The organism is Pseudomonas sp. W2Jun17 (genome assembly GCF_023127795.1).
Lineage (GTDB): Bacteria > Pseudomonadota > Gammaproteobacteria > Pseudomonadales > Pseudomonadaceae > Aquipseudomonas > Aquipseudomonas synxantha_A.
This window is the reverse complement of the sequence record NZ_SPKO01000005.1, coordinates 64,250-86,227: the sequence shown is the minus strand read 5'-3', so window position 1 is coordinate 86,227 and position 21,978 is coordinate 64,250. Positions and strand designations below refer to the sequence as shown.

Here is a 21,978-nt window from a genome sequence, read left to right as displayed (position 1 = left end):
ACACCTCTTTTTCAACTTCCTTTTGGCTTCGATGAACTGAAGCAACCTGCTGACGAAAACAACGTAACTCATTGTTTAACAAGGAGTTTTCCGTTTCGACTGCGCCGGAAGTGGGGCGAATTATAGGCTTCCAGAATCTGCCGTCAACTCTTAATTTGGGTTTTCTATTAAATCCGCGGCAAACTCAAGAATTACACTATATAGACAACCACTGCGTGCGATTTGAGCAATATATTGCTCATCGCTTGACAGTTAAGCATCATAGCGTCTTCTGCTTATTGACTACGACCTCAGAAGAGCCCTCTCAATGACCACTTCACCCCGCAGCCTGGCCTCGGCACTGTTTCCCGTCGGCCTGCTGTTGATCGCCATGGCCTCCATTCAATCCGGGGCATCATTGGCCAAGAGCATGTTTCCCGTTGTCGGCGCACAAGGCACCACCGCCCTGCGTTTGATTTTTGCCAGTGTGATCATGCTGCTCATATTGCGACCATGGCGCGCCAAGCTGACGGCCAAGTCACTGCGCACAGTGATCATCTACGGGATGGCGCTAGGTGGCATGAACTTCCTCTTCTATATGTCACTGCGCACTGTCCCCCTGGGAATTGCCGTAGCGCTCGAATTCACAGGCCCGCTTGCTGTAGCTATCTATGCCTCGCGCCGAGCTGTCGACTTCGTGTGGATTGCTCTGGCGATCATTGGCCTGCTTCTGTTGATTCCGACGGACAAGGCCAGTAGCGGCATTGATCTGATAGGGGCCGCTTACGCGCTGGGCGCCGGCGTATGCTGGGCGCTCTACATTTTGTTCGGCCAAAAGGCGGGAAATGACAATGGCGTCCAAACCGCCGCGCTCGGGGTAATGATTGCCGCCCTCTTCGTTGCACCGATCGGCATCGTGCATGCCGGCGCCGCGCTGCTGACGCCGGCACTGATCCCTGTCGCCATCGGCGTGGCGATTCTGTCCACTGCCCTGCCCTACACCCTTGAGATGGTCGCACTAACACGCCTTCCCGCCCGTACTTTCGGCACACTGATGAGTATCGAGCCGGCGTTCGGCGCCCTCTCCGGCCTGTTTTTCCTGCACGAGCATCTATCGCTCGCCCAGTGGCTGGCCATCACCTGCATTATCCTGGCCTCGGTCGGTGCCACTTTGACGATGCGCCACGAATCCAAACCACTGGTACCCGCCGACTGATCATCTTTAACCCCAGCTCTGGTATTTGCCGCTCATTTAGGCCATGTTTAGGCCGTAACCGAATGTCATTCATGGAGAATTTCGACACGGACTGCATGAACGCTTCGCTCGAGAGCGAGTAAAGCAGCCCTGTTCTTTGCAGGGCGGCTATTAAGGATGGGAATGAAACGAATTTTGATACTGTTGCTGGTTGTGGGCATCGCGGGGTGTGCCGCCACCACTAAAACAGAAGTGAAACGCGGTAAAAAAGGACTGCATATCAACTGTTCGGGCCTGTCCTCCTCCTGGGACCAGTGCTACACCAGTGCCGCCAATTCATGCGGCGCCAAGGGTTATCGAGTGATTGCCAAGTCCGGCGACAACTCCGAAGAGCCAGGGGACTATCCCTTTGGTCTCAACCCTGCCGGCTATACCAGCCGCAGCATGATCGTCATCTGCAAATAGCTGCCCGAGCAGTCTCCCTGACTGCTCATCTTAAATTTCCACACAGGCCAGGCCATTTACGACATGGCGACTAAACTCCTGCTCGATCATCGAGCCAATGGAGTTCCCATGACGCACAACAACAAAATCGTATTGGTGGTAGGCGCCGGTGACGCAACCGGCGGCGCCATAGCCAAGCGCTTTGCCCGCGAAGGTTACATCGCCTGCGTTACCCGTCGTAGTGCCGACAAACTGCAACCACTGGTAGACAGCATTCAATTGGCGGGCGGGCAAGCCCATGGCTTTGCCTGTGATGCACGTAAAGAAGAAGACGTGATCGCACTGGTAGAGCAAATCGAAACGGAGCTGGGGCCCATTGAAGCGTTCGTCTTCAACATCGGTGCGAACGTGCCTTGCAGCATTCTGGAAGAAACCGCACGCAAGTACTTCAAGATTTGGGAGATGGCGTGTTTCTCCGGCTTCTTGAACGCGCGCGAAGTCGCCAAGCGTATGGCCACCCGTAAACGCGGCACCATCCTGTTCACCGGCGCAACTGCCGGCTTGCGTGGGGCCGCGGGATTTGCCGCATTCGCCGGGGCCAAACATGGTATCCGCGCCCTGGCCCAAAGCATGGCGCGGGAATTAGGCCCGATGAACATCCACGTCGCCCATGTAGTAGTCGATGGCGCCATTGATACCGAGTTCATTCGCGAAAATTTCCCGCAAAAATATGCCCTCAAGGATCAGGACGGCCTCCTCAACCCTGACCACATCGCCGAAAACTACTGGTACCTGCACAGCCAGCCCCGGGACGCCTGGACGTTCGAGCTGGACCTGCGCCCCTGGAACGAACCCTGGTAACACGCCCCTATAACAATAAGCAGCGAGTATCGACCATGAGTAAAACCCTGGAATTTTTCTTTGATCTCGGTAGCCCCGCGACTTACCTGGCCTATACCCAACTACCGGCACTCTGCACCGAGACCGGCGCGCATCTGGTCTATCAACCGATGCTGTTGGGCGGCGTATTCAAGGCTACTGGCAACGCCTCACCGATCACTGTGCCGGCCAAGGGTCGCTACATGCTGGATGACTTGGCGCGCTACGCCAAACGCTACAATGTACCGCTCAGGTTCAACCCGCACTTTCCCATCAATACACTGGTACTGATGCGCGCAATCACCGGCATACAAATCCATGAGCCTGAGCGCTTCTCCGACTTTATCGACTGCCTGTTCCGCGCCCTCTGGGTGGAAGGCCGACACCTGGGCGATCCCGAGGTCGTGGCCCACGTGCTGACCGAGCATGGGTTCGACCCAGAGCAGGTATTGGCCCTGTCCAATGATGAAGCCGTCAAAAACGCGCTCAAGGACAAAACCGAACAAGCCGTTAAACGCGGCGTGTTCGGTGCCCCCAGCTTTTTTGTAGGCAATCAGCTGTTCTTTGGTCAGGACCGACTGGACTTCGTGCGCGAAGCCCTCAGCTAAATATAGCTTGCAGCCGGCGCAGGCCGGCTGCAGCCAATCAAATAGCTGTGGTACGCACCTGCAACCACTCAAGCGCCGCACCACTGAGCAGCGGGCTCAAGCGCTCACGCACCTCGGCGTGATAGGCGTTGAACCATTCGCGCTCATCCGCCGTCAGCAACGACGGTTCCAGGCAACGGGTGTCAATCGGGCACAAGGTCAGGGTTTCGAACTTGAGGAACTCCCCAAACTCGGTCTTGCCCGCTTCACGGTTCAACACCAGGTTTTCGATGCGTACACCCCAACGACCAGGGCGATAAGTCCCCGGCTCGATGGAAGTAATCATCCCAGGTTGCATCGCTGTTTGTGGCGCGGCAGCGGCCTGGTAGGCAATAACCTGCGGCCCCTCATGCACATTGAGGAAATAACCTACGCCATGACCTGTACCGTGACCGTAGTCCACCCCTTCGGCCCAGATCGGCGCACGGGCAATCGCATCCAGCAACGGTGAGAGAATACCTTTGGGGAAGTGTGCACGGGACAGGGCAATCACCCCCTTGAGTACCCGCGTGCAATCGCGCTTCTGCTCATCACTCGGGGTACCGATGGGCACCATCCGCGTGATGTCCGTGGTGCCGCCCAGGTACTGGCCACCGGAATCGATCAATAGCAAGCCATCGCCTTCGATCAGGGCATGCTCTTGTTCAGTCGCGTGGTAATGCGGCATGGCGCCGTTGGCGTTGAACGCAGCAATGGTGTTGAAGCTCAGCGACACATAGCCAGGGCGGCGGGTACGCGCCGCAGTCAAGTGTTCGTCGATCGTCAGTTCGGTAATGCGCTCGCGGCCCAGGGCGCTGTCGAGCCAGGCAAAAAATTCGCACAACGCAGCGCCATCCTGCTCCATGGCCTGACGAATATGTTCCGCGTCCGCCAGGCTCTTGCGGGATTTTGCGAGCGTAGTCGGGTTGAGTCCTTCAACCAGCTTGACGCCGGCATCGAGATTTTCCAGCAAGCCGGCCGTCACGCGTACGGGGTCCACTTGCAAACTGGCCCCCGACGGTACGGCACGCAGTGCATCGGCCACTTCGCTGTAGTCGCGCAACGTCACGCCATCCTGCTCGAGCATCACCCGCAACTCGGCATCGACCTTGCCCAGCGCGACAAACAACGTAGCCTGCTGTTGGTTGATCAACGCAAAAGACACAAACACCGGGTTGAAGGACACATCACCGCCACGCAGGTTGAACAACCAGGCGATGTCGTCCAGCGTCGCGATGAAATGCCAATCGGCGCCCTTGTCTTTCAAGCTGGCGCGCAGTGCGGCGAGTTTCTCGCCACGGCTGACGGTGGCTTGAGGCGGCAGATGCTGGTAGATCGGCTGGTTTGGTAGCGTCGGGCGGTCTTGCCAGACTTCGTCGAGCAGGTCGATATCAGTGCGCAAGCGGGCGCCGCGCTCGGCCAGCTTGCCCCCCAGAGTACGTGCCGAAGCCACGGCCATGACCGCGCCGTCCACAGCCACTACGCCACCTTCAGGGGTTTGCTCGGCCAGCCATTCCAACGGCCCAGGCTGGCCCGGTTGCAGCTTTACCAACTCAATGCCACTGCCCTTGAGTTCCTTGGTCGCCTGCTCCCAGTAACGGCTATCGGCCCAGACCCCGGCAAAATCCGCCGTGACGATCAGTGTCCCCACCGAACCATGGAACCCCGACAACCATTGGCGCCCCTGCCAGTAGCCCGGCAAGTATTCGGACAAGTGCGGGTCAGCCGATGGCACCAGCAGGGCGTGAATGCCCTCGCGGCGCATCAGTTCACGGGTATGCGCCAGGCGCTGGGGAACCGTTCCATGGGTCAAAGGCTGCGTACTCATTGTGTCTCCTGCTAACCACGAATAATTGTTATATGTTGCCAATGATAAATCAGACCGCCCAAAACGCCGGGGCGCTGGCCAATGCTGCCTTGATCAACTGTGCGGCTTCGTCGATGTCCTGTTCGGTGGTAAACCGGCCCAGGCTCAAGCGAATGGTACGACCGGCGGTGCGAGCATCATGCCCCAGGGCCAGAAGCACATGGGACGGTGCGTTGCTTGCCGAATTGCACGCCGAAGTCGCGGAAAAGGCAATGCCCGCGCTCAGTGTGGCAGAGTTGAACTCACCCTCGCTGAACGTCAGGCTCAGAGTATGTGGAATACGCTGAGTTGGGCTGCCATTGAGGCGCAAGCCGGTAACTGACGTCAGGTGATCCAGCAGGCGCTGGCGCAACGCTGCAATCCGAGCCTTCTCATCAGCAAAGGACGCTGCCGCCAAGGCAAACGCCGTCCCCATGCCGGCAATCTGATGGGTCGCCAGGGTGCCAGAACGCAAGCCCCCTTCGTGTCCACCGCCATGAATCTGCGCCAGCACTTTCTGCTGCGCCAAAGGCCCGACATACAACGCGCCGATACCTTTGGGGCCGTACAGCTTGTGCGCGGAGAATGACATCAAATCCACCGGCCACAGGCCCAGGTCGATGGCTACCTTGCCAGCCCCTTGCGCCGCGTCCACATGAAACAACGCGCCATGCTCACGTACCCGCGCACCGATGGCCGGGATGTCATTCAGGGTGCCCAGCTCGTTATTGACCAGCATCAGCGAGACCAGGAAGGTGTCCTCGCGCAGGGCTTCGCTGACCGCTTCGACGCTGATCAAGCCGTCCGCATCCGGCACCAGGTAGGTCACCGCCACGCCGGCTTCCTGCAGTTGCCGCGCAGTATCCAGTGTGGCCTTGTGCTCGATCTGGCTGGTGATGATATGCCCACCCGCCACACCCCGGGCCTGGGTCACTCCCTTGAGCGCCAGGTTGTTGGACTCCGTGGCGCCGGAGGTCCAGACGATCTGCTCCGGCTGGGCGCCGACCAGTTCAGCGACCTGGCGACGCGCCTGTTCAACCGTGTGCCGGGCCGCCTGGCCGAATGCATGGGAACTGGACGCCGGGTTACCAAAATTGGCATTGAAGCCCAGGCACTCGACCATCACCTGGATAACCCGCTCATCCACCGGCGTGGTAGCGGCGTAGTCAAAATACAACGGACGTTTATTCATGACGTTAGAACTCGCAGAGCGTGCTCCCGAAAGCAGCGTCTCGGGGGGGCATCGACCGGAACAGAGGTCGTCAGGTTTAACCGATCGAATGCCATTAAAGAAGGTAACTTTATTTAAATGTGCGTAGGAACGCTCCTGGAATTGAGCTTAACAGGCTGAAGTAGCTCCATGGCAAACAAAAAGCCCGAGGTTCCTTAAGGGAATCCTCGGGCTTTTTATCGTAAGAGGCCGGCTCAACTGGGGCGACCATGCAGGACTACGCTGCGCTCGGCGTTCATTTCACCCTGGCGATCAAAAGAGAAAGGCTTCTGTGGCTGGCCAAGCAACGCAGCGCGCTGCTGCTGATATTCGTCAAACGACAAGCCGCGACGGCTCAGCGCCTCCAGGGCCAATTGCCTGGTCTCCTCGGCGGTGTATGGACGCAATTCCGGGGCTGGATGGGACGCACATCCGGCAAGGACAGAGGTAACAAGTAGCAGCGAAACAGCGAGGAAACGGTTCATGGCGGCGGCTCTGCGAGAGGGGGTTCAAGTCAATGAACACAGGCTACTCCCGGTCCTTCTCGGTGAAAAATCATCGCCCGTGATAGTCGCTATCAACCGGCACGCCACCTTCAACAATCAGCTGCTAATATTCCTTAAAGATCTATAAATATGCAAACACATCCATTTACGGAATAAATCATTTTCTCTATAAATAGCTTCACACGTCAGCAACTGTGCAGTGGCAACAGCCAACCCCAAAACTGGGGTCAGACAACAACTCCCTTTCTCGGCAGCGAGCGCCATACCCATACAGATCAAAGCCTGAACCCGTTGGTACAGCCCTTGTTCAACCTACTTCACCTCTGTTGCTCAGTACCCCGCCGTTAAAATTGAGCCAGTCCCTGCCGATCCCGACGTTCTACTCCTGAGAGAGGTGCCCATGCAGCTTTTGACCCTACCGCCCTCGCCCGCCCTTGCGACCTCGATCCGCGCCACGGCCCAGGTCTTCGAAGACCCCAAATCCCAGGCACTGCTCGACCATATCCAACAAGTGGCGCCCAGCGAAGCCAGCGTGCTGATCATCGGCGAGACCGGCACCGGCAAAGAGCTGGTGGCGCGGCATATCCACAACCTCAGCGCTCGGCGCAACCGGCCGTTCGTAGCGGTGAACTGCGGGGCGTTCTCTGAATCCCTGGTGGAAGCCGAGTTGTTCGGCCACGAGAAAGGCGCGTTTACCGGCGCCCTCAGCGCCAAGGCCGGCTGGTTCGAAGAGGCAGACGGCGGCACCTTGTTTCTCGATGAGATCGGCGACCTGCCGATGGCCATCCAGGTCAAACTGCTGCGGGTGTTGCAGGAGCGCGAAGTGGTGCGCCTGGGCTCACGCAAAAGCATACCTATTGATGTAAGAGTCCTGGCCGCCACCAACGTACAACTGGAAAAGGCCATCAACGCCGGGCATTTTCGCGAAGATCTGTACTACCGCCTCGATGTGGTCAGCCTGGAGCTGAGCCCGCTGCGCGAGCGCCCCGGCGATATCATGCCGCTGACCCGCCACTTTATCCAAGCCTACAGCCAGCGCCTGGGCTACGGCCCGATCACCATCAGCAGCGAGGCCGAGCACAAACTCAAGCGCTACAGTTGGCCGGGCAATATTCGCGAGCTGGAAAACGTGATTCACCACACCTTGCTGATCTGCCGCAACGGCGTGATCGAACGCGACGATCTGCGCCTGTCAAATATGCGCATCGAGCGCCAGGACGACAGCCAGCACGCCACCGACAACAGCGCCGAAGCCTTGCTTGCGCGGGCGTTTCAAAAGCTCTTCGAGGAACAGGCCGGCGCCCTGCATGAAAAAGTCGAGGACGCTTTATTACGCGCCGCTTACCGCTTCAGCCATTACAACCAGGTGCACACCGCCAACCTGCTGGGCCTGAGCCGCAACGTTACACGCACGCGCCTGATCAAGATCGGCGAGCTGGCGGTAAACAAACGCCGGCCCGGGCAAACGCTGCAGGGCGAACGGATGCTGCATTTATCCATTTAAGCGGCAGTGCAAAGCATCGTCCTGACTGCGCTCAAAACTGCGCAACACCTGGAATGATCCGAAGGTCACAGCCGTCGCTTGATGCGCGCGGATCAGTGTCCAGAAATCTTCGTCGCCGTGCTCGAAACGCTTGAAGGCTGCTTCTCCGTCCTCGCGGGATTGCCATTGCAGGTAATTGAGCACCCGCCGCCCATCATCGCTGACCTGCACACTGGCACTCAGAAAGCCACCATGGCTTGCCGCGAGGCGCTCGCTCTGGGTGGTCAAGGCCGCCACCAGGGCTGATTGCTGGCGGGGCTCGATCTGAAATTCGATCAATTGAGTGAAGCTGCGATTTTTCTCTGATACCTGCATGAGCACTCCCCTTTCTCTGTAGGCAGAATCTTGCGATTCGATGTCACGCAGGGTAAAACCTCTAGTTAAGTCGAGGTCAAGCACTGTTTGGGAGTCTTACATGCTCAGCAACGAACTCAGCGTCGGTCAGTTGGCCGCCCGCAGCGGCGTAGCGGTCACCGCCCTGCACTTCTACGAATCCAAAGGGCTGATCAAGAGCAATCGCAATGCCGGCAATCAAAGGCGATATCCACGGGACGTACTGCGCCGGGTGGTGCTGATCAAAATTGCCCAACGCCTGGGCATTCCGCTGGCGACCATTGGCGAGGCATTGCGGGCCCTGCCCGATGGGCGCACACCGAACGCTCACGACTGGGAACGGCTGTCGGCCTTGTGGCGTCAAGATCTGGATGAGCGCATCAACAAGCTGACGCTGCTGCGCGACAAGCTCAATGGTTGTATCGGGTGCGGGTGCCTGTCGATGGAGGCGTGCCCGTTGCGCAATCACGATGACCAGTTGGGTGAGCGTGGCCCTGGTGCGCAACTGCTGGAGCCCACGCTTGATTCCGATCGGTAAAGCCGGTTGCGCAATGCAACGTGACCTATAGTGAAAAGGCTGTAACTCCATAACCACAATCAAAGGAGAACGTTATGAGCGTTAAACCTATTCCCGAGGGTTACCACGGCATTACTCCCTACCTGGGCATCAACGAGGCCGCAAAGGCGATCGAGTTCTACAAAAAGGCCTTTGGCGCCTCGGTGTTCATGCGCCTGGACATGCCCGACGGCAGGGTCGGCCATGCGGAGCTGCGTATTGGCGAAGCGGTGATCATGCTGGGCACGCCCTGTGACGAAACGGCCCTGCGCAATCCCGACTCACATCCCAGTGTCGGTTTGCACCTGTATGTGAATGACGTGGACGCACAATTCAAACAGGCGGTTGATGCCGGCGCCAGCGTAGTGTCCGAGCCGCAGGATCAGTTCTATGGGGATCGCTCGGCGAGTGTGAAGGATCCGTTCGGTCACCTCTGGTTCCTGGCCACCCATAAGGAGGACCTGACCGAGGAGCAAATCCGCCAGCGTGCCATGCAGATGTTCAAGCAAAATTAACCCTGTGGGCGTGAGCTTGCTCGCGCCTGCAACACGCCACGCCTTGCCCCAGGTTCCAGCCGGCCAACACGCGTGGCCTGCTCCGGCAAGCTAAAGGCCTGTGTGGAGTCTGGAACACTTCAAGGGTTTGTCGATCTGACACCCCGGTACGCATTGCGCCCCAGCCATATCGTCATGACCAACAAGGCGGTCAATGGCAGCCCATGGAACAACACGATCACCTGGGCCGGCGTCCACGTCACATAGAACGGCCCGACCACCAGCATGCCCACGCCAAAACCGGCCATCTGGATCAGGGTCAAGAGGCTGAACAGCGGCAAGCGCAAGCTATCGGGCTCGCTTTGCGCACGGGAGATCAACGCCACCTCGGACAATCCATCGCCCAGCCCTGCCCACACCACCAGCAACAGCGCCAGCCACAGTTCGGTCTGCTGGAATGTCAGGATAAAGCCGCTGGACATCAACGCCACACCGAGCATGAACAAGCGCTCCATGCCTTGAGTGCCACGACCTTTCAACACTGCACTGGCGATGCGCGCGCCAACAAACTTGCCACAGGCCCACACGGCCAGCAGATAGCCCATGACCGTCTTGGCCGTGTCCGGTGAAATGTACTGCGACAGCACTGGCCAGCCGACGTTATGGGCCGCGCTGCCAAGGGTGTCGAGCATGCTGATCAGCAACATCGCAGCCAGCACCGGCGCACCGCGCAACCCCTTGGTCAGCTCGTGCCATTCGGCGGCCAGCCCGCGATGCGCGGCAACGGCAACGCTAAACAACGCGCGCAAGGGCAAGACCAGGCAAGCGGCAATCACATAGGTGCCGATGTTGACGGCAAACACCGCTTCAAAGCCGCCCGTGGCGATCAGCAAGCCGGAGAGCAAACTTCCGAAGACCGCGCCGGTGGCGGCCGCCGAGGTGATCCATGCATTGGTATTCACCCGCTGCTCCAGCGCGACCCAGGTGGGCAACTGACTGTTGAGGCCAATGGCAAACAGCGAATTGCACAGGCCGATACCGAAGGCGATAAAGGGAAGAAGGGTGAGTTGATGGGCCGGTAACAACACCAGCAGCGGCGTCAGCAACAGCGCCCGGGCCAGGTCCAACCCCGCCAACGTCCCACGCCCGGCAAACCGCCGAAAAAACGGGATGCCAAACAGGCTGGCGACAATCCCGCCGGTGACCCGGCACGCCAGGAAGATGCTGACAAACACTACGCTCTGGCTGAGCCAGTACACATAAGTGGACAACGCCACCATGTTGAGGAACGCGCCAAAATCCGACACACCGCGAGCAAAGATGATCAGACGAGCGTTGCGGGTCGACAGATTCAGTTGTTGATCGTGGCTCATGCAGGCTGTGCCTCCTCGACACTGCGCAGGCTTACCAAGAGCACATCGCGCCAGGCCGGTGCCGTCTCCACCCGCGGTCGCACCTCCCCGGCCCGATGGTAGAACCCACGGTCGTTGATCACGATAGTCTCCAGAAATTTCTCCATCGGCAGTTGCAGCAGCCGGCTGTGCTCCGTTTCGTCGGCAAACACCTCCGACACCACCGGCACCGTGTTGCATTCGCCAATAAAGTGCATGAACACCCAATCCAGGCCGTCCTGGTGAATCCCCGAAGTGGTCGGGCTGCTCGATGGCCCATCCGCCCGCACCCGGAACTGATGGATATCGATCGTATAGGTCTGTTCGCCCAGGTGCGGGGTAATCACTGCAAGGTCCGTCGCCAGCAGCTTCTGCATGAGTGGGTGCTCGATAAAGCCCTCCTCGCTATAGCTCAGGTGGTTCACGCCCTGGCGATAGTTCACCGCGTAGGTGACCGGCGATTTGAACGCCGTATTCCTGTCGATCTGCAATTGCCGTGACGGTAACAGACGATAGCGCAAGATGCGCCGTTCGCGGTGGGTGTAAGTCCTGAACGCCTCGTCGCGCACCAGGTTATCCCAATACGCGCGAAAGCTTTGCTCCTCACCCGGTTCAACTTTGACCAGTTCGCGAAAGTCCGGGCGATGACAGAAGTGATGTTCGCGCAAAAGCGCCGAAATCTGAGGGATGTCCATATCGCTATCCTGCAACCGGTGGATCGATGAGGATGCGCAGGTGTTGCTGCAACGCATCGTGCAAGGCATGGGCGTCGGCGGCATTGCCAACCTGGGCCCAGCATTTGAGCAAATAATGCTCCTCGATATCCGCGTCAATGTAGTGGCCGGGGTCCTGCGGGGCGTATTCCAGCACCGAGCGGTGTTGGTCCAGGAACTGCAGGCCGTCAATGCCCCTGAAAAGGCCACTGTGCTGCGGATAAATCGCCAGCATCGCGTAGTGTTGCCCCGCCTCGGCGATCTTATGTGCGCCGGCCTCCAACTGTGCATTGATGCCCTTCTCGCCCAACAACAATCCCATGTACAACTGATAAGGATCGACACCGGCCACGTCGCGGAACGCCGAGTTCACATACAGTCCGCCCAGGCGCGGGTTGATCTCGATGACCACCGGCCCTGCGTCCGTCATGCGAAACTCGAAATGCACCACAGCGTTGGTCAGGCCCACCGCGTGCAGGCAGTCCACCGCGTACTGGCGGATCTGCTCACACTGGGCCTGGCTGAACGACGTCGGCGGGGAAATCAGCAGGTTTTCAAGGACCGTGCCGCTGCGCTCGGTCAGCAGCAGTTTTTCATTGATCAGCAGCGGATGGACACGCTCGCCGGCAATCACACATTCCACACTGCCTTCGATGCCAGGAATATAACCTTCCAACAGAATGCTGCGCCCTGGCAGGTATTCACGCCGCAGCCCGTCCTCAGGCGGCAGGGCGTGCGCACAGCCGTAGAAGTCCGCATAAGCGGCGGCGCCATGATCATTCACGAAATGCCGATAGTGGCTGCGTAGCTCCTCCCAGCTCGAGCATTTTTTGATAAACGCCGAAGCCCCGCCAAAGGGCGGTTTGGCGATCAGTGGATAACCCACGCGCTCGGCGCCTTGCTGGAGTTCCTGTTCGTTGTTGCACAGCACGAACGGTACCGAACGCAACTCATGCTGTTTCAACACGCGGCGCATCAAGAACTTGTTATTGCACGCCGCAATCGCCTCTGGGTGGCTGTAGACCAAGCCCAACCGCTGACACGCCTGCGCAACGATACAGCCCACCTCCCCTTGTGCGGACGGGTGCCCGGCCTGGCAGAAAATCCCCCGCACCTGATAACGCCCGTCCAACTGTCCGACCAACTCCAGGATGGACTGCTCACTGAGCGTTTCGAGCAGGAACACTTCGTCACTGTCGTCCCTGAGTCGTTGCAGGTGCTTGCGCCCCGCCACGGCGGCCGTCAAACACGCCAAGCCGTGGGCGCGGGCCACCGTGAAATGCGGTTCCCGGTAGCGGTAGCGAGCGCAAGCGCTGTCATCCACATCAATAAACAGAATCGCACCCTGTTTCATACCGCATCCTGCCAACTGCACCATTGGCCCTCCCAGTTGCGAAAACGGTAAGTACGCTGCCCATCGCGAACTTCAAAATGCGGTAAGTCTTCAGGTTTTTCAAAGTCCAACAACGGCACGGTGAACTTGCCTTGTGCGTGAGGAAGTACATATTCGGGCAGGGCAATATTGGATACGCGGCGTTTGAGCCGATCCATTATGACGATGGCTTGGCTGATCGAGGCCTTATACTCTGAAGCACCGGGTGAAAACGGCATGAAGTGATATAAGTAATAGGGCTTTACGCCCAGACGATAAAGATCAATGAATAATTTATGCAACGTCGCTTCATCATCATTCACGCCACGCAACAGCGGCATGTTAGAGAATACTATCGGCACCACGCCCTGAATCCGTTTAACCGCGAGGGCAAAATCAGCACTGAGTTCAAGCGGGTGGCAGACATGCACACCAAATGCATTGACTTTGTACTTGTGCAGCATCGCCACCAACTCATCGGTCACGCGAAACGGGTTGAAACTCAACGCCCGCGAATGAATGCGTATCAGCAGGTCATCACGAATGCCGCGCAATGCGGCCAGCATCTCCTCAAGCTTGCGGTCGGCCAGCATCAGTGGGTCACCGCCACTGAGAATCACCTCTTCAATCGCCGGGTTAGCGCGGATGTACTCCACCGAATCCTTGAACGAGTCGGTGTTGGCGTTAGCTTTGTCGGTGCCCACCTGCAGCGTGCGCAGCGCCTCGAAACAGAACTGGCAATAGGCATTGCAGGTGTTGGTGGTGCGCAGGATCACGCGGTTGTCGTACTTGTGCTGGCAGATGGGCGTCTTCATCTCATGATTGAGTTCCCAGTTTTCGGAACTGCCGTCATAGTCGCCCTGCACCTGTTCGCTCCAATACGGTACTACCTGGCGCCACAGTGGGTGGTCCATCACCTCGCCGGTGGTGAGTGAACGCTTGATCAAATCAATATAGTAAGGCGTGATCTGCATCTTGCGATCTTGCAGGTTGTGCTCGATATGCGCCGTTGTGGCCTCGCCCCATCCACCGCAGGCATTGCGCAGTGCAGGTTCATCGCGGATGGCATTCTTCTGCTGCCAACGCCAGTCTTGCCACTGAACTGAACGATGCATGGCTTGATCAAAAATCGACATGAGTTTGAACTCTCTGTTAAGGCATAGGGACGCGTACTTTTCCAGCGCAGGAAAAGTATTATTCGCAGCAATGGCAATCGACGGGCATACGACAGACCACGATCAAGTAACTAATTTGATCACCGGCACCAGAGAGATATAACAGTTCGCCACTTGAGGGCGCGAATAAACGACTAGCACGGTCATGCAATCAACTTCCTTTTTATAATATTTCGACTTCCAAGTCCGCACCCACTAAAGCCGATACCCGCCAATATGTCAATACAATAAACTTGTAATTTGTCTGGAATTAACCTGCCCCCGCGCCAACACCCTTTAATGACAAGGGGGGGCTTTCGTTCAAGCCAAGCTATTTGAAAAACAAATAATACTGAAAGCAACGCGCGCCGCTGTTATAGAGAGCGTTATTTCTACTTATATAACTACGTAGCCGCACTTCCGCTGAGCCAGGGGTTGGGCGCGAGGCAGTGGCGCTCAAATGCATGGCTGATGACGAAATCACCCAGCGGCATGATCACGTCCCTGGAGGTCAGGCCCGGCCTCACGCAAGCCGCTGAACGCTTGCAGGCTGGTGTATTGCGTGTTCGATCAGCTCTCAAATGCGGCCTGAATGTGAACCTGAAACATTTTCTTTCATATGCGCCTTAGGGATTTCTCATTCTCATTCGTCTTAATTTAGATACAGCCCGTCGCGTCAGCAAAAGCTACGACTGGCCTTTTCCGGGCTTTCATTGCCCCCTTCGCTCAAGACCCTCATTCATATGTCGAAGAAGTCACGCTCCAAACTCTGGTTTCTCGTACATAGCTGGCTGGCGTTGCCCATCTGGTTCTTTGTACTGATCGTCTGTGTCACCGGCACCCTGGCCGTGGTGAGCCAGGAAATCGTGTGGCTGGCCAACCCGGATATCCGTGCGAGCAAGCCGTCGGATGACGCCCAGCCACTGAGCTTTGACCAGGTGATCGCGGCCATCAAGCGCGATGAGCCCAAGGCAATCGTCCAGTCCATCATTCGCCCGGATGAGTCGCACTTCGCCCTGAGCGTCGGCCTCAGCTACCCGGATGGGCGCTCGGTGGACGTCTACGCCAACCCCTATACCGGAGCGATCCAGGGCATCAGCCCCTCGTTCAACTTCCAGCAATTTACCCGCGCGCTGCATGGCTGGTGGCTGGTGCCGTTCACCAATGGGTACAGCTGGGGCTGGTACCTGGTATCCGCGCTGGGCTTGCCACTGCTTGCCTCGCTGATCACCGGGCTGGTGGTGTACAAACGCTTCTGGAAAGGTTTCCTGCGCCCTACCCTGCGTATCCGACACGGTGCGCGGATCTTCTGGGGCGACTTTCACCGCCTGAGCGGCATCTGGTCCATCTGGTTTATCGCGGTCATTTCAATCACCGGCACCTGGTTCCTGATCGAGGCGGCCTTGAGCGACAACCAGATATCCATTTCCAGTGAGCCCATCGTGCCGGTGATTGCCCGTGAAAAGGTGCCATTGTCGGCGTCGGGCGTCCCGGCACCGATGATCCCTATCGATAAGGCCATCGACATCGCCGCCGAAAAAATCCCGGGGCTGGACGCCAGCTTTGTGTTCATGCCAAGCAACGCGTACAGCCACCTGCAAATCGGCGGGCGCGGCTGGTACCCGTTGATGTTCCAGACCGCGCAACTGAACCCCTATGACGGTGAAATTGCTGTCTCGAACCTGTTGTCCGACCGCACCCCCCTGGAGTTCGTCACCGAGTCGATGCGCCCGCTGCACACAGGTGACTTCGGCGGTTTGTGGATCAAGTTGATCTGGGCCTTCTTCGGCCTGGTGCTGAGCATGATGGTATTGAGCGGCTTGCTGATCTGGACCAAGCGCACGGCCCTGGCCACCCTCAATGCCCTCAAGCGCGAAGCCAAGACGCAACGTCAGCCCGCTTCTATCCCGGCCATGCACGCCAAAACCTCGGAGGCACAGCGATGAGCAAGGTCGCGACCGTACCGCCATCCCCCCTGCGCGCCTTCTGGCTGAAATGGCGTTTTCACATCAATGTTCTGCTGTTGCTGATACCGCTGGGGTTCATGCCCAAGTACTTCGCCGACGCCGCGCTGTTTCGCGGGGATGCCGGCATCGGCGAGCGCGTAGCCGGGCAAGTGCAAGTCGGACCCTGGAGCCTGACCCTGGCCGAGTTCCGCAATGAAGGCCCGAGCCCGAACCCGGCCGGGCCGATGAAATTCTTCAACGCCGCCCTGTGTGACACCTGCGCCAACGAAGTCAAGGCCACCTACCTGCGTATCGGTAAACCCCGCAGCCTGCGGGCCGCCGGGGTGATCTTCTTCGGTACGCCATACCGTATGGGCGCCGCCCTGCCGGTGCCGGAACGCACACCAGTGGACGCCGAAGTCTGGGTGACCATGGAAGGCTGGGACGGCAGCATGCACCAGGGTTCCATCCCGCTGAACCAGGCTTCGCCTGCCACCATTGCCTGGCTGAACAAGCAAGGAGTCAAACCATGACGTTCAAGCGCCTGACCCGCGCCGCACTGTTACTGTGCGCCGGCTTGAGTACCACCGCCTTTGCCCACAACCCGATGTGCGAATGCAAGGAAATCCCCGGCGAGCAGATCCAGTGCAAAGGCGGTTTTTCCGACGGCAGTGGCGCACCCGGCGTGACGCTGGATGTGATCGGCTACGACGAAACCATCCTGGTGCCCGGCAAGCTCGGTGAAGATTCGACCCTGACCTTCAAGAAGCCCGCAGCCGAGTTCTATGTGCTGTTTGATGCAGGCCCCGGCCACGTGGTGGAAATCGACCAAGCGGATATCCAGGCGCAATGAGTACTACACAGGTTGTACGCCCCGCCGGTGCCGGCCATGAAACGCTCTATGTGCTGCTGCTGTGCCTGATCATCCTGGCGGTGGCGGGCACAGTCGTGGCGCTGCACGGTGAAACCCAGGAAATTGCGGCGGTGCCAAGCCACCAGTTGGACGCCCGCCGTGACCTGAGCGCCGCCGAGCAAGGCATCTACGCCGACCTGCGGGTGACTCTGGATGAAATCCACTTGTTGCAGCAGGAGCAAAGCGCCCTGCCGACACCTGAGCAACTGGCCGACGAAGGCTTCGCCCCCTTTGCCCAGGATGCCAGCTCGGTCAGCCGTGGTGGCCATCGCTGGCAGTTACTCCCCTCGGCCGCCTACCTGGGCTTGAGCCAGGCACCGGCCACCAGCGGCTCGCTGCTGATGCGCGTGCAGGGCGACGAGCCGGATATCTGGCTCAACCGCAGCGTCAATCTTGCCGCCCCCTCCGACCTCACTGACCAGGCACTGATCGCAGCCGGCTGGCAGCAAGTGGTTGCGCAATTCGATGCTGGCGTGACCCGCCAGCATCGTCACTGAACGAGAAGACCGATTGCCCATGTCTATTTCATCGCCCCTGTTGCGCCTGTTACTGGTCAGCTTTCTCAGCCTGCTGCTCGCTCCCCTGGCGAATGCCGAAGCAGCGAAACGCCTGCGTATCGGCATCACCCTCCACCCCTACTACAGCTACGTGGCCAATATCGTCGGCGACAAGGCTGAAGTGGTACCGCTGATCCCGGCCGGCTTCAATCCACACGCCTACGAGCCCCGCGCCGACGACATCAAGCGCATCGGCACCCTGGACGTGATCGTGCTCAATGGGGTTGGCCATGACGACTTCGCCGACCGCATGATCGCCACCAGCGAGCGCCCGGACATCAAGGTGATCGAGGCCAACGCCAACGTGCCGCTGCTGGCGGCCACCGGCAATGCCGCGCGCGGTGCGGGCAAGGTGGTCAACCCGCACACCTTCCTGTCGATCAGTGCATCGATTGCCCAGGTCAACAACATCGCCCGCGAGTTGGGCAAGCTCGACCCGGACAACGCCAAAACCTACACCCAGAACGCCCGCACCTATGGCAAGCGCCTGCGCCAGATGCGCGCCGACGCCCTGGCCAAGTTGACCAGCGCCCCCAACCCGGACCTGCGCGTTGCCACGGTGCACGCAGCCTACGACTATCTGTTGCGCGAGTTCGGCCTGGAAGTCACCGCAGTGGTAGAACCGGCCCACGGTATCGAGCCAAGCCCCAGCCAGTTGAAGAAAACCATCGATGAACTGCGCGCCCTGGATGTGAAGGTGATCTTTTCGGAGATGGATTTCCCGTCCACCTACGTCGAGACCATCCAGCGTGAATCCGGGGTCAAGCTGTACCCGCTGTCGCATATTTCCTATGGCGACTACAGCGCTGAAAAATACGAAGTGGAAATGACCGGTAACCTCAACACCGTGGTCCGCGCAATCCAGGAGTCAGGGGCATGACCGCCGCCCAACAACTGAACGCCGTCAGCGTCGGCCCGACCCTGAACTTCGACCAGGTCTCGCTGACCCTGGGGCGCACCGTGATCCTCGACGACGTGAGTTTCCAGGTACAGCCAGGCAGCATCCATGCGCTGGTCGGTCCGAATGGCGGCGGCAAAAGCTCGCTGATCAAGACCCTGCTCGGCCAAACGCCCCACCAGGGCCGTTTAAGCCTGGAATGGCCGGCCACGCCCGGCACCATTGGCTACGTGCCCCAGGCGCTGGAGTTCGACCGCGGCCTGCCGATGACCGTCGACGATTTCATGGCTGCCATGTGCCAACGGCGGCCCGCGTTCCTTGGCCTGTCCCGGCATTACGCAGCGGCGATCGGTGACGCACTTGAGCGCGTCGGCATGCACGACAAACGCAAGCGTCGCATGGGCGCGTTGTCCGGCGGTGAACGCCAGCGCGTGCTGCTGGCCCAGGGCCTGATCCCTGCACCGCAATTGCTGGTGCTGGACGAACCCATGTCGGCCCTTGATGAAGCCGGCATCCAGGTGTTCGAACGGCTGCTCAATGATTGGCGCTTGGCCGGGATCACCGTGCTGTGGATCGAGCACGACCTGGAAGCCGTCGGCCGCCTGGCTGACCGTGTCACCGGCCTGAACCGTCGCGTGCTGTTCGACGCCACGCCAAAAGAGGCGCTGACCCCGGACCGCCTGCTGACCCTGTTCTCCACTCACCCGCGGAGCCCGGCACAATGAGTTATGAAGCCTTTCGCTTGATGGTCCAGGGCTGGGCGTCTTCCGGTTACCTGCCGGAAGCCCTGGCCTACGGGTTTGTGGTCAACGCCCTGCTCGCTGGCTTGCTGATCGGCCCGGTGCTGGGCGGCCTGGGCACGCTGGTGGTGGTCAAGCGCTTTGCGTTTTTCTCCGAAGCGGTCGGCCATGCTGCGCTGACCGGCGTGGCCGTAGGCATCCTGCTGGGCGAACCCTACACCGGGCCCTATGGCAGCCTGTTCGGCTACTGCCTGCTGTTCGGCATCCTGCTCAACTATCTGCGCAATCGTACCGGCCTGGCGCCGGATACCTTGATCGGCGTGTTCCTGTCGGTGTCGCTGGCGCTGGGCGCCAGCCTGCTGCTGATCCTGGCCGGCAAGATCAACGTGCATATCCTCGAAAACGTTTTGTTTGGCTCGGTACTGACGGTCAACGGCAATGACTTGCTAGTACTGGCAATCGTCGGTTCGCTGGTCATGGCCCTGGCATTGCCGCTGTACAACCGCATCATGCTCGCCAGCTTCAACCCGCAACTGGCGGCGGTGCGCGGTGTGGCGGTGAAGACGTTGGACTACCTGTTCGTAATCCTGGTAACGCTGATCACCGTGGCTGCGGTCAAGGTGATCGGCGCGATCCTGGTCGGTGCGCTGCTGGTGATCCCTGCCGCCGCGGCGCGCCTCTTGAGTCAATCGCTCAAGGGCTTTTTCTGGGTCTCGGTGCTGATCGCCACTGTGAGTACCCTGTGCGGCATCCTGCTGCCGATCATCTTCGACCTGCCGATCCCGTCCGGCGCTGCAATCATTCTGGTTGCCGGTATCGCCTTCGCCTTCGCCGCCATCGCTCGCGGCACCGTGCCCAGCCTCAAAGGGAATCTTGGATAATGCGCCCTGTCTTTCGCCCAATGGCCCTGGCCATCGCTTGCTTGATCAGTACATCGGCACTGGCTGCCGTTGATGGTTTTGACCCGAAGGAATTCAAGGCCGATCACGGCCTCGGCCATGCCGCGCTGACCAAGGCCAAGTCGGTAAAACCGGTCAAGGTGCTGGCCTCGCTGCCCATTACCTACGGTTTGGCCGAAGTGCTGCTCAAGGATACCGACGTGCAACTTGAACGCGCCGCGCCAGCCAACCTACCTGGCTCGCGGCAGGTGTCCTACTTCACCGGCCGCGGCGCGGCGGCACTCAACACCTTGGCGCAGGACGCCGACGCCGCCATCGGCTTGCGCTCGCTGTGGGCCGATGATCCGCTGTACCCCGTGGCACGGCGCAGCAATATCCGCATCGTTGAAGTGGACGCTGCACGCCCGGTGGACGGTGGCTTGCCGGGCATTGCGGTACAACCGGGTGTCACCGATGGCCTCAACAGCCAACCCTGGCAATCGAGCAACAATCTGGGCCGTATGGCCGATGTATTGGCCGCCGACCTGAGCCGTCTCGCCCCAGGCGCCAAACCAAAGATCGATACCAACCTGGCGGCACTCAAGCAACGCCTGCTCAAGCTCACCGCCGACAGCGAGGCGCGCCTGGCCAAGGCCGATAACCTGAGTGTGGTCAGCTTGAGCGATCACTTTGCCTATTTGATCAGCAGCTTGAACCTGGAACTGGTCAGCACCGATGCTCGCCCAGACGCAGACTGGACGCCTGAAGCGCTGCAAAAACTCAGTGCGCAGCTCAAGGACAACGAAGTGGCGGTGGTGTTGCACCATCGTCAGCCGAGTGAAGTGGTAAAAGCAGCTGTCACTGCAGGTGGCTCCACACTGCTGGTGTTGAATGTGGACGGCGCCGAACCGGTGACAGAGTTGCAAACCAATGTGGATCAGGTGATCAAGGCGCTGACGCCATAACGTCTACCCCCACATGAATCGCATCATGGCGCCAGAACTCCAGGTCGCAGTCGATCAAACGCTGGTGCTGGTCATAGTTGACCCGGGCGATGCGCAAGCCCGGGCTGCCCACCGAGACGCGCAGCGCAGCGGCCGCTTCCACCGGCAGTGAGGTCGGCACAATCTCGAAACGCACCCGCCCGTAGTGCAAGTCATATTTGCTGGCATACAGCTCAGTCATCGACTGATTCAAATCACACGCCAGGATCCCCGGAAAATACTGCGGGTTCAGGTAGTGCTCCACGTACAACACCAGGCGTCCGTCAATCCTGCGGCCCCGGCAAATCTGGATCACGCTCGACAACGCCGGCAACTGCAACCACGCGCACACCGCCGCCGACGCCGGTTGCAAGCGTGCGGAAATGACCTGCGTGGAAGCCTCACGCCCCTGGTCGCTGACCATCGCGTGAAAGTGGCTGCGCTGCATCAGGTTATAGGCCAGCCGCGGTGGCGAGACGAACCAGCCCCGGCGCTCTTCGCGATAAATCTGCCCTTGGGCCTCCAGTTGTAACAAGGCTTCCCGCACGGTAATGCGGGTGGTACCAAACAACTCGCTGAGCTTGCGCTCGGCGGGCAATTTGCTGGCTGGCGGCAACAGGCCGTGGTCAATCTGCTCCTGCAGCGCCAGGCCAATGGAAGTTACCGCCTTGATTGCCTCATCCCGCATCAACGTTACCTATCTGGACTAGACCAGCACCGTTCAGGTGCACAAATCGCGCTCTATCTGGGCTTTTGCTGCTGCGAGCCAGCCTAGGCATTACAGATGACCGACAGATGACAGCCGGCATCCGCCGCCTGCAC

The 21,978-nt window shown here is 59.4% G+C and carries 24 protein-coding genes; 15 read left to right on the top strand and 9 right to left on the bottom strand.

What is annotated here, in order from left to right; translation table 11 throughout:
- Window positions 1–307 precede the first annotated feature (307 nt).
- From rhtA to E4O98_RS02885, 4 genes are all read left to right on the top strand, one after another.
- Complete coding sequence (gene rhtA / locus E4O98_RS02900) at window positions 308–1,195, top strand: threonine/homoserine exporter RhtA (RefSeq protein ID WP_103735448.1); 888 nt, start codon at window positions 308–310, stop codon at window positions 1,193–1,195.
- Window positions 1,196–1,357: 162 nt separating this feature from the next.
- Entirely contained in the window at window positions 1,358–1,639 is a 282-nt protein-coding gene (locus E4O98_RS02895) for a hypothetical protein (protein ID WP_003190182.1), read from the top strand.
- A gap of 108 nt (window positions 1,640–1,747) precedes the next feature.
- On the top strand, window positions 1,748–2,479 hold the full coding sequence (locus tag E4O98_RS02890) for an SDR family oxidoreductase (protein ID WP_032876930.1): 732 nt from the start codon (window positions 1,748–1,750) through the stop codon (window positions 2,477–2,479).
- A gap of 35 nt (window positions 2,480–2,514) precedes the next feature.
- Window positions 2,515–3,105, top strand: a complete 591-nt coding sequence (locus E4O98_RS02885) for a 2-hydroxychromene-2-carboxylate isomerase (protein ID WP_078820808.1) — start codon at window positions 2,515–2,517, stop codon at window positions 3,103–3,105.
- 37 nt (window positions 3,106–3,142) lie between these two features.
- On the opposite strand, the gene E4O98_RS02880 is transcribed toward E4O98_RS02885, so the two are convergent.
- From E4O98_RS02880 to E4O98_RS02870, 3 genes are all read right to left on the bottom strand, one after another.
- Complete coding sequence (locus E4O98_RS02880) at window positions 3,143–4,951, bottom strand: aminopeptidase P family protein (RefSeq protein WP_228309654.1); 1,809 nt, start codon at window positions 4,949–4,951, stop codon at window positions 3,143–3,145.
- Window positions 4,952–5,000: 49 nt separating this feature from the next.
- Entirely contained in the window at window positions 5,001–6,161 is a 1,161-nt protein-coding gene (locus E4O98_RS02875; RefSeq protein WP_078820806.1) for an aminotransferase class V-fold PLP-dependent enzyme, read from the bottom strand.
- A gap of 233 nt (window positions 6,162–6,394) precedes the next feature.
- Window positions 6,395–6,664, bottom strand: coding sequence for a hypothetical protein (locus E4O98_RS02870; protein WP_032876941.1), 270 nt, complete (start codon window positions 6,662–6,664; stop codon window positions 6,395–6,397).
- A gap of 421 nt (window positions 6,665–7,085) precedes the next feature.
- Between E4O98_RS02870 and E4O98_RS02865 the strand changes: the two genes are divergently transcribed.
- Entirely contained in the window at window positions 7,086–8,189 is a 1,104-nt protein-coding gene (locus tag E4O98_RS02865; RefSeq protein WP_248134095.1) for a sigma-54 dependent transcriptional regulator, read from the top strand.
- On the opposite strand, the gene E4O98_RS02860 is transcribed toward E4O98_RS02865, so the two are convergent.
- Window positions 8,178–8,543: an antibiotic biosynthesis monooxygenase gene (locus tag E4O98_RS02860; RefSeq protein ID WP_005786757.1), complete on the bottom strand. Its 366-nt coding sequence runs from the start codon at window positions 8,541–8,543 to the stop codon at window positions 8,178–8,180. The genes E4O98_RS02865 and E4O98_RS02860 overlap by 12 nt on opposite strands.
- Window positions 8,544–8,643: 100 nt before the next feature.
- Between E4O98_RS02860 and soxR the strand changes: the two genes are divergently transcribed.
- Both soxR and E4O98_RS02850 read left to right on the top strand, forming a co-directional pair.
- Entirely contained in the window at window positions 8,644–9,099 is a 456-nt protein-coding gene (gene soxR, locus E4O98_RS02855; protein ID WP_078820804.1) for a redox-sensitive transcriptional activator SoxR, read from the top strand.
- 74 nt (window positions 9,100–9,173) lie between these two features.
- Complete coding sequence (locus E4O98_RS02850) at window positions 9,174–9,632, top strand: VOC family protein (protein ID WP_005786753.1); 459 nt, start codon at window positions 9,174–9,176, stop codon at window positions 9,630–9,632.
- 119 nt (window positions 9,633–9,751) lie between these two features.
- Here the strand turns inward: E4O98_RS02850 and E4O98_RS02845 are convergent, their stop codons facing one another.
- The 4 genes from E4O98_RS02845 to E4O98_RS02830 are packed head-to-tail and all read right to left on the bottom strand — an operon-like array spanning window position 9,752 to window position 14,202.
- A complete protein-coding gene (locus E4O98_RS02845) occupies window positions 9,752–10,984 on the bottom strand; it encodes an MFS transporter (protein ID WP_005786751.1) in 1,233 nt (410 codons plus the stop codon).
- Window positions 10,981–11,697 carry a 2OG-Fe dioxygenase family protein gene (locus tag E4O98_RS02840; protein ID WP_032876954.1) on the bottom strand — a complete coding sequence of 239 codons (717 nt, stop codon included), beginning with the start codon at window positions 11,695–11,697 and terminating at the stop codon, window positions 10,981–10,983. The genes E4O98_RS02845 and E4O98_RS02840 overlap by 4 nt, the downstream gene beginning before the upstream one ends.
- Window positions 11,698–11,701: 4 nt before the next feature.
- Entirely contained in the window at window positions 11,702–13,069 is a 1,368-nt protein-coding gene (locus tag E4O98_RS02835; protein WP_248134092.1) for an ATP-grasp domain-containing protein, read from the bottom strand.
- The gene (locus tag E4O98_RS02830) at window positions 13,066–14,202 is read right to left on the bottom strand and encodes a radical SAM protein (RefSeq protein WP_236648024.1); all 1,137 of its coding nucleotides are present in this window, start codon (window positions 14,200–14,202) and stop codon (window positions 13,066–13,068) included. Before E4O98_RS02830 ends, E4O98_RS02835 begins: the two co-directional genes overlap by 4 nt.
- Before the next feature lie 782 nt (window positions 14,203–14,984).
- Here E4O98_RS02830 and E4O98_RS02825 point away from each other — a divergent pair.
- From E4O98_RS02825 to E4O98_RS02790, 8 genes are read left to right on the top strand one after another with little or no spacing between them, the layout of a single operon-like run.
- Window positions 14,985–16,187: a PepSY domain-containing protein gene (locus E4O98_RS02825; RefSeq protein WP_032876963.1), complete on the top strand. Its 1,203-nt coding sequence runs from the start codon at window positions 14,985–14,987 to the stop codon at window positions 16,185–16,187.
- Complete coding sequence (locus tag E4O98_RS02820) at window positions 16,184–16,720, top strand: thiamine pyrophosphate-binding protein (protein ID WP_078820799.1); 537 nt, start codon at window positions 16,184–16,186, stop codon at window positions 16,718–16,720. Before E4O98_RS02825 ends, E4O98_RS02820 begins: the two co-directional genes overlap by 4 nt.
- Window positions 16,717–17,040: a hypothetical protein gene (locus E4O98_RS02815; protein WP_005786738.1), complete on the top strand. Its 324-nt coding sequence runs from the start codon at window positions 16,717–16,719 to the stop codon at window positions 17,038–17,040. The genes E4O98_RS02820 and E4O98_RS02815 overlap by 4 nt, the downstream gene beginning before the upstream one ends.
- On the top strand, window positions 17,037–17,597 hold the full coding sequence (locus E4O98_RS02810) for a DUF6162 family protein (RefSeq protein WP_032876971.1): 561 nt from the start codon (window positions 17,037–17,039) through the stop codon (window positions 17,595–17,597). Before E4O98_RS02815 ends, E4O98_RS02810 begins: the two co-directional genes overlap by 4 nt.
- 19 nt (window positions 17,598–17,616) lie before the next feature.
- On the top strand, window positions 17,617–18,537 hold the full coding sequence (locus E4O98_RS02805; protein ID WP_032876974.1) for a metal ABC transporter substrate-binding protein: 921 nt from the start codon (window positions 17,617–17,619) through the stop codon (window positions 18,535–18,537).
- Complete coding sequence (locus E4O98_RS02800; RefSeq protein ID WP_148852235.1) at window positions 18,534–19,280, top strand: metal ABC transporter ATP-binding protein; 747 nt, start codon at window positions 18,534–18,536, stop codon at window positions 19,278–19,280. The genes E4O98_RS02805 and E4O98_RS02800 overlap by 4 nt, the downstream gene beginning before the upstream one ends.
- The gene (locus tag E4O98_RS02795) at window positions 19,277–20,176 is read left to right on the top strand and encodes a metal ABC transporter permease (RefSeq protein WP_005786732.1); all 900 of its coding nucleotides are present in this window, start codon (window positions 19,277–19,279) and stop codon (window positions 20,174–20,176) included. Before E4O98_RS02800 ends, E4O98_RS02795 begins: the two co-directional genes overlap by 4 nt.
- Window positions 20,176–21,138 (top strand): zinc ABC transporter substrate-binding protein, encoded by a 963-nt coding sequence (locus E4O98_RS02790; protein ID WP_032876978.1) that lies wholly within the window; start codon window positions 20,176–20,178, stop codon window positions 21,136–21,138. The genes E4O98_RS02795 and E4O98_RS02790 overlap by 1 nt, the downstream gene beginning before the upstream one ends.
- Here E4O98_RS02790 and E4O98_RS02785 read toward each other — a convergent pair.
- Window positions 21,119–21,844: a UTRA domain-containing protein gene (locus E4O98_RS02785; protein WP_032876981.1), complete on the bottom strand. Its 726-nt coding sequence runs from the start codon at window positions 21,842–21,844 to the stop codon at window positions 21,119–21,121. The two genes, E4O98_RS02790 and E4O98_RS02785, sit on opposite strands and share 20 nt — an antisense overlap.
- Between the last annotated feature and the right edge of the window lie 134 nt (window positions 21,845–21,978).

What these genes read in the sequence shown, in the direction of transcription:
- rhtA (WP_103735448.1), top strand. Translation starts at nt 308, where the DNA reads ATGACCACTTCACCCCGCAGCCTGGCCTCGGCACTGTTTCCCGTCGGC.
- E4O98_RS02895 (WP_003190182.1), top strand. Translation starts at nt 1,358, where the DNA reads ATGAAACGAATTTTGATACTGTTGCTGGTTGTGGGCATCGCGGGGTGT.
- E4O98_RS02890 (WP_032876930.1), top strand. Translation starts at nt 1,748, where the DNA reads ATGACGCACAACAACAAAATCGTATTGGTGGTAGGCGCCGGTGACGCA.
- E4O98_RS02885 (WP_078820808.1), top strand. Translation starts at nt 2,515, where the DNA reads ATGAGTAAAACCCTGGAATTTTTCTTTGATCTCGGTAGCCCCGCGACT.
- E4O98_RS02880 (WP_228309654.1), bottom strand. Translation starts at nt 4,951, where the DNA reads ATGAGTACGCAGCCTTTGACCCATGGAACGGTTCCCCAGCGCCTGGCG.
- E4O98_RS02875 (WP_078820806.1), bottom strand. Translation starts at nt 6,161, where the DNA reads ATGAATAAACGTCCGTTGTATTTTGACTACGCCGCTACCACGCCGGTG.
- E4O98_RS02870 (WP_032876941.1), bottom strand. Translation starts at nt 6,664, where the DNA reads ATGAACCGTTTCCTCGCTGTTTCGCTGCTACTTGTTACCTCTGTCCTT.
- E4O98_RS02865 (WP_248134095.1), top strand. Translation starts at nt 7,086, where the DNA reads ATGCAGCTTTTGACCCTACCGCCCTCGCCCGCCCTTGCGACCTCGATC.
- E4O98_RS02860 (WP_005786757.1), bottom strand. Translation starts at nt 8,543, where the DNA reads ATGCAGGTATCAGAGAAAAATCGCAGCTTCACTCAATTGATCGAATTT.
- soxR (WP_078820804.1), top strand. Translation starts at nt 8,644, where the DNA reads ATGCTCAGCAACGAACTCAGCGTCGGTCAGTTGGCCGCCCGCAGCGGC.
- E4O98_RS02850 (WP_005786753.1), top strand. Translation starts at nt 9,174, where the DNA reads ATGAGCGTTAAACCTATTCCCGAGGGTTACCACGGCATTACTCCCTAC.
- E4O98_RS02845 (WP_005786751.1), bottom strand. Translation starts at nt 10,984, where the DNA reads ATGAGCCACGATCAACAACTGAATCTGTCGACCCGCAACGCTCGTCTG.
- E4O98_RS02840 (WP_032876954.1), bottom strand. Translation starts at nt 11,697, where the DNA reads ATGGACATCCCTCAGATTTCGGCGCTTTTGCGCGAACATCACTTCTGT.
- E4O98_RS02835 (WP_248134092.1), bottom strand. Translation starts at nt 13,069, where the DNA reads ATGAAACAGGGTGCGATTCTGTTTATTGATGTGGATGACAGCGCTTGC.
- E4O98_RS02830 (WP_236648024.1), bottom strand. Translation starts at nt 14,202, where the DNA reads ATGCATCGTTCAGTTCAGTGGCAAGACTGGCGTTGGCAGCAGAAGAAT.
- E4O98_RS02825 (WP_032876963.1), top strand. Translation starts at nt 14,985, where the DNA reads ATGTCGAAGAAGTCACGCTCCAAACTCTGGTTTCTCGTACATAGCTGG.
- E4O98_RS02820 (WP_078820799.1), top strand. Translation starts at nt 16,184, where the DNA reads ATGAGCAAGGTCGCGACCGTACCGCCATCCCCCCTGCGCGCCTTCTGG.
- E4O98_RS02815 (WP_005786738.1), top strand. Translation starts at nt 16,717, where the DNA reads ATGACGTTCAAGCGCCTGACCCGCGCCGCACTGTTACTGTGCGCCGGC.
- E4O98_RS02810 (WP_032876971.1), top strand. Translation starts at nt 17,037, where the DNA reads ATGAGTACTACACAGGTTGTACGCCCCGCCGGTGCCGGCCATGAAACG.
- E4O98_RS02805 (WP_032876974.1), top strand. Translation starts at nt 17,617, where the DNA reads ATGTCTATTTCATCGCCCCTGTTGCGCCTGTTACTGGTCAGCTTTCTC.
- E4O98_RS02800 (WP_148852235.1), top strand. Translation starts at nt 18,534, where the DNA reads ATGACCGCCGCCCAACAACTGAACGCCGTCAGCGTCGGCCCGACCCTG.
- E4O98_RS02795 (WP_005786732.1), top strand. Translation starts at nt 19,277, where the DNA reads ATGAGTTATGAAGCCTTTCGCTTGATGGTCCAGGGCTGGGCGTCTTCC.
- E4O98_RS02790 (WP_032876978.1), top strand. Translation starts at nt 20,176, where the DNA reads ATGCGCCCTGTCTTTCGCCCAATGGCCCTGGCCATCGCTTGCTTGATC.
- E4O98_RS02785 (WP_032876981.1), bottom strand. Translation starts at nt 21,844, where the DNA reads ATGCGGGATGAGGCAATCAAGGCGGTAACTTCCATTGGCCTGGCGCTG.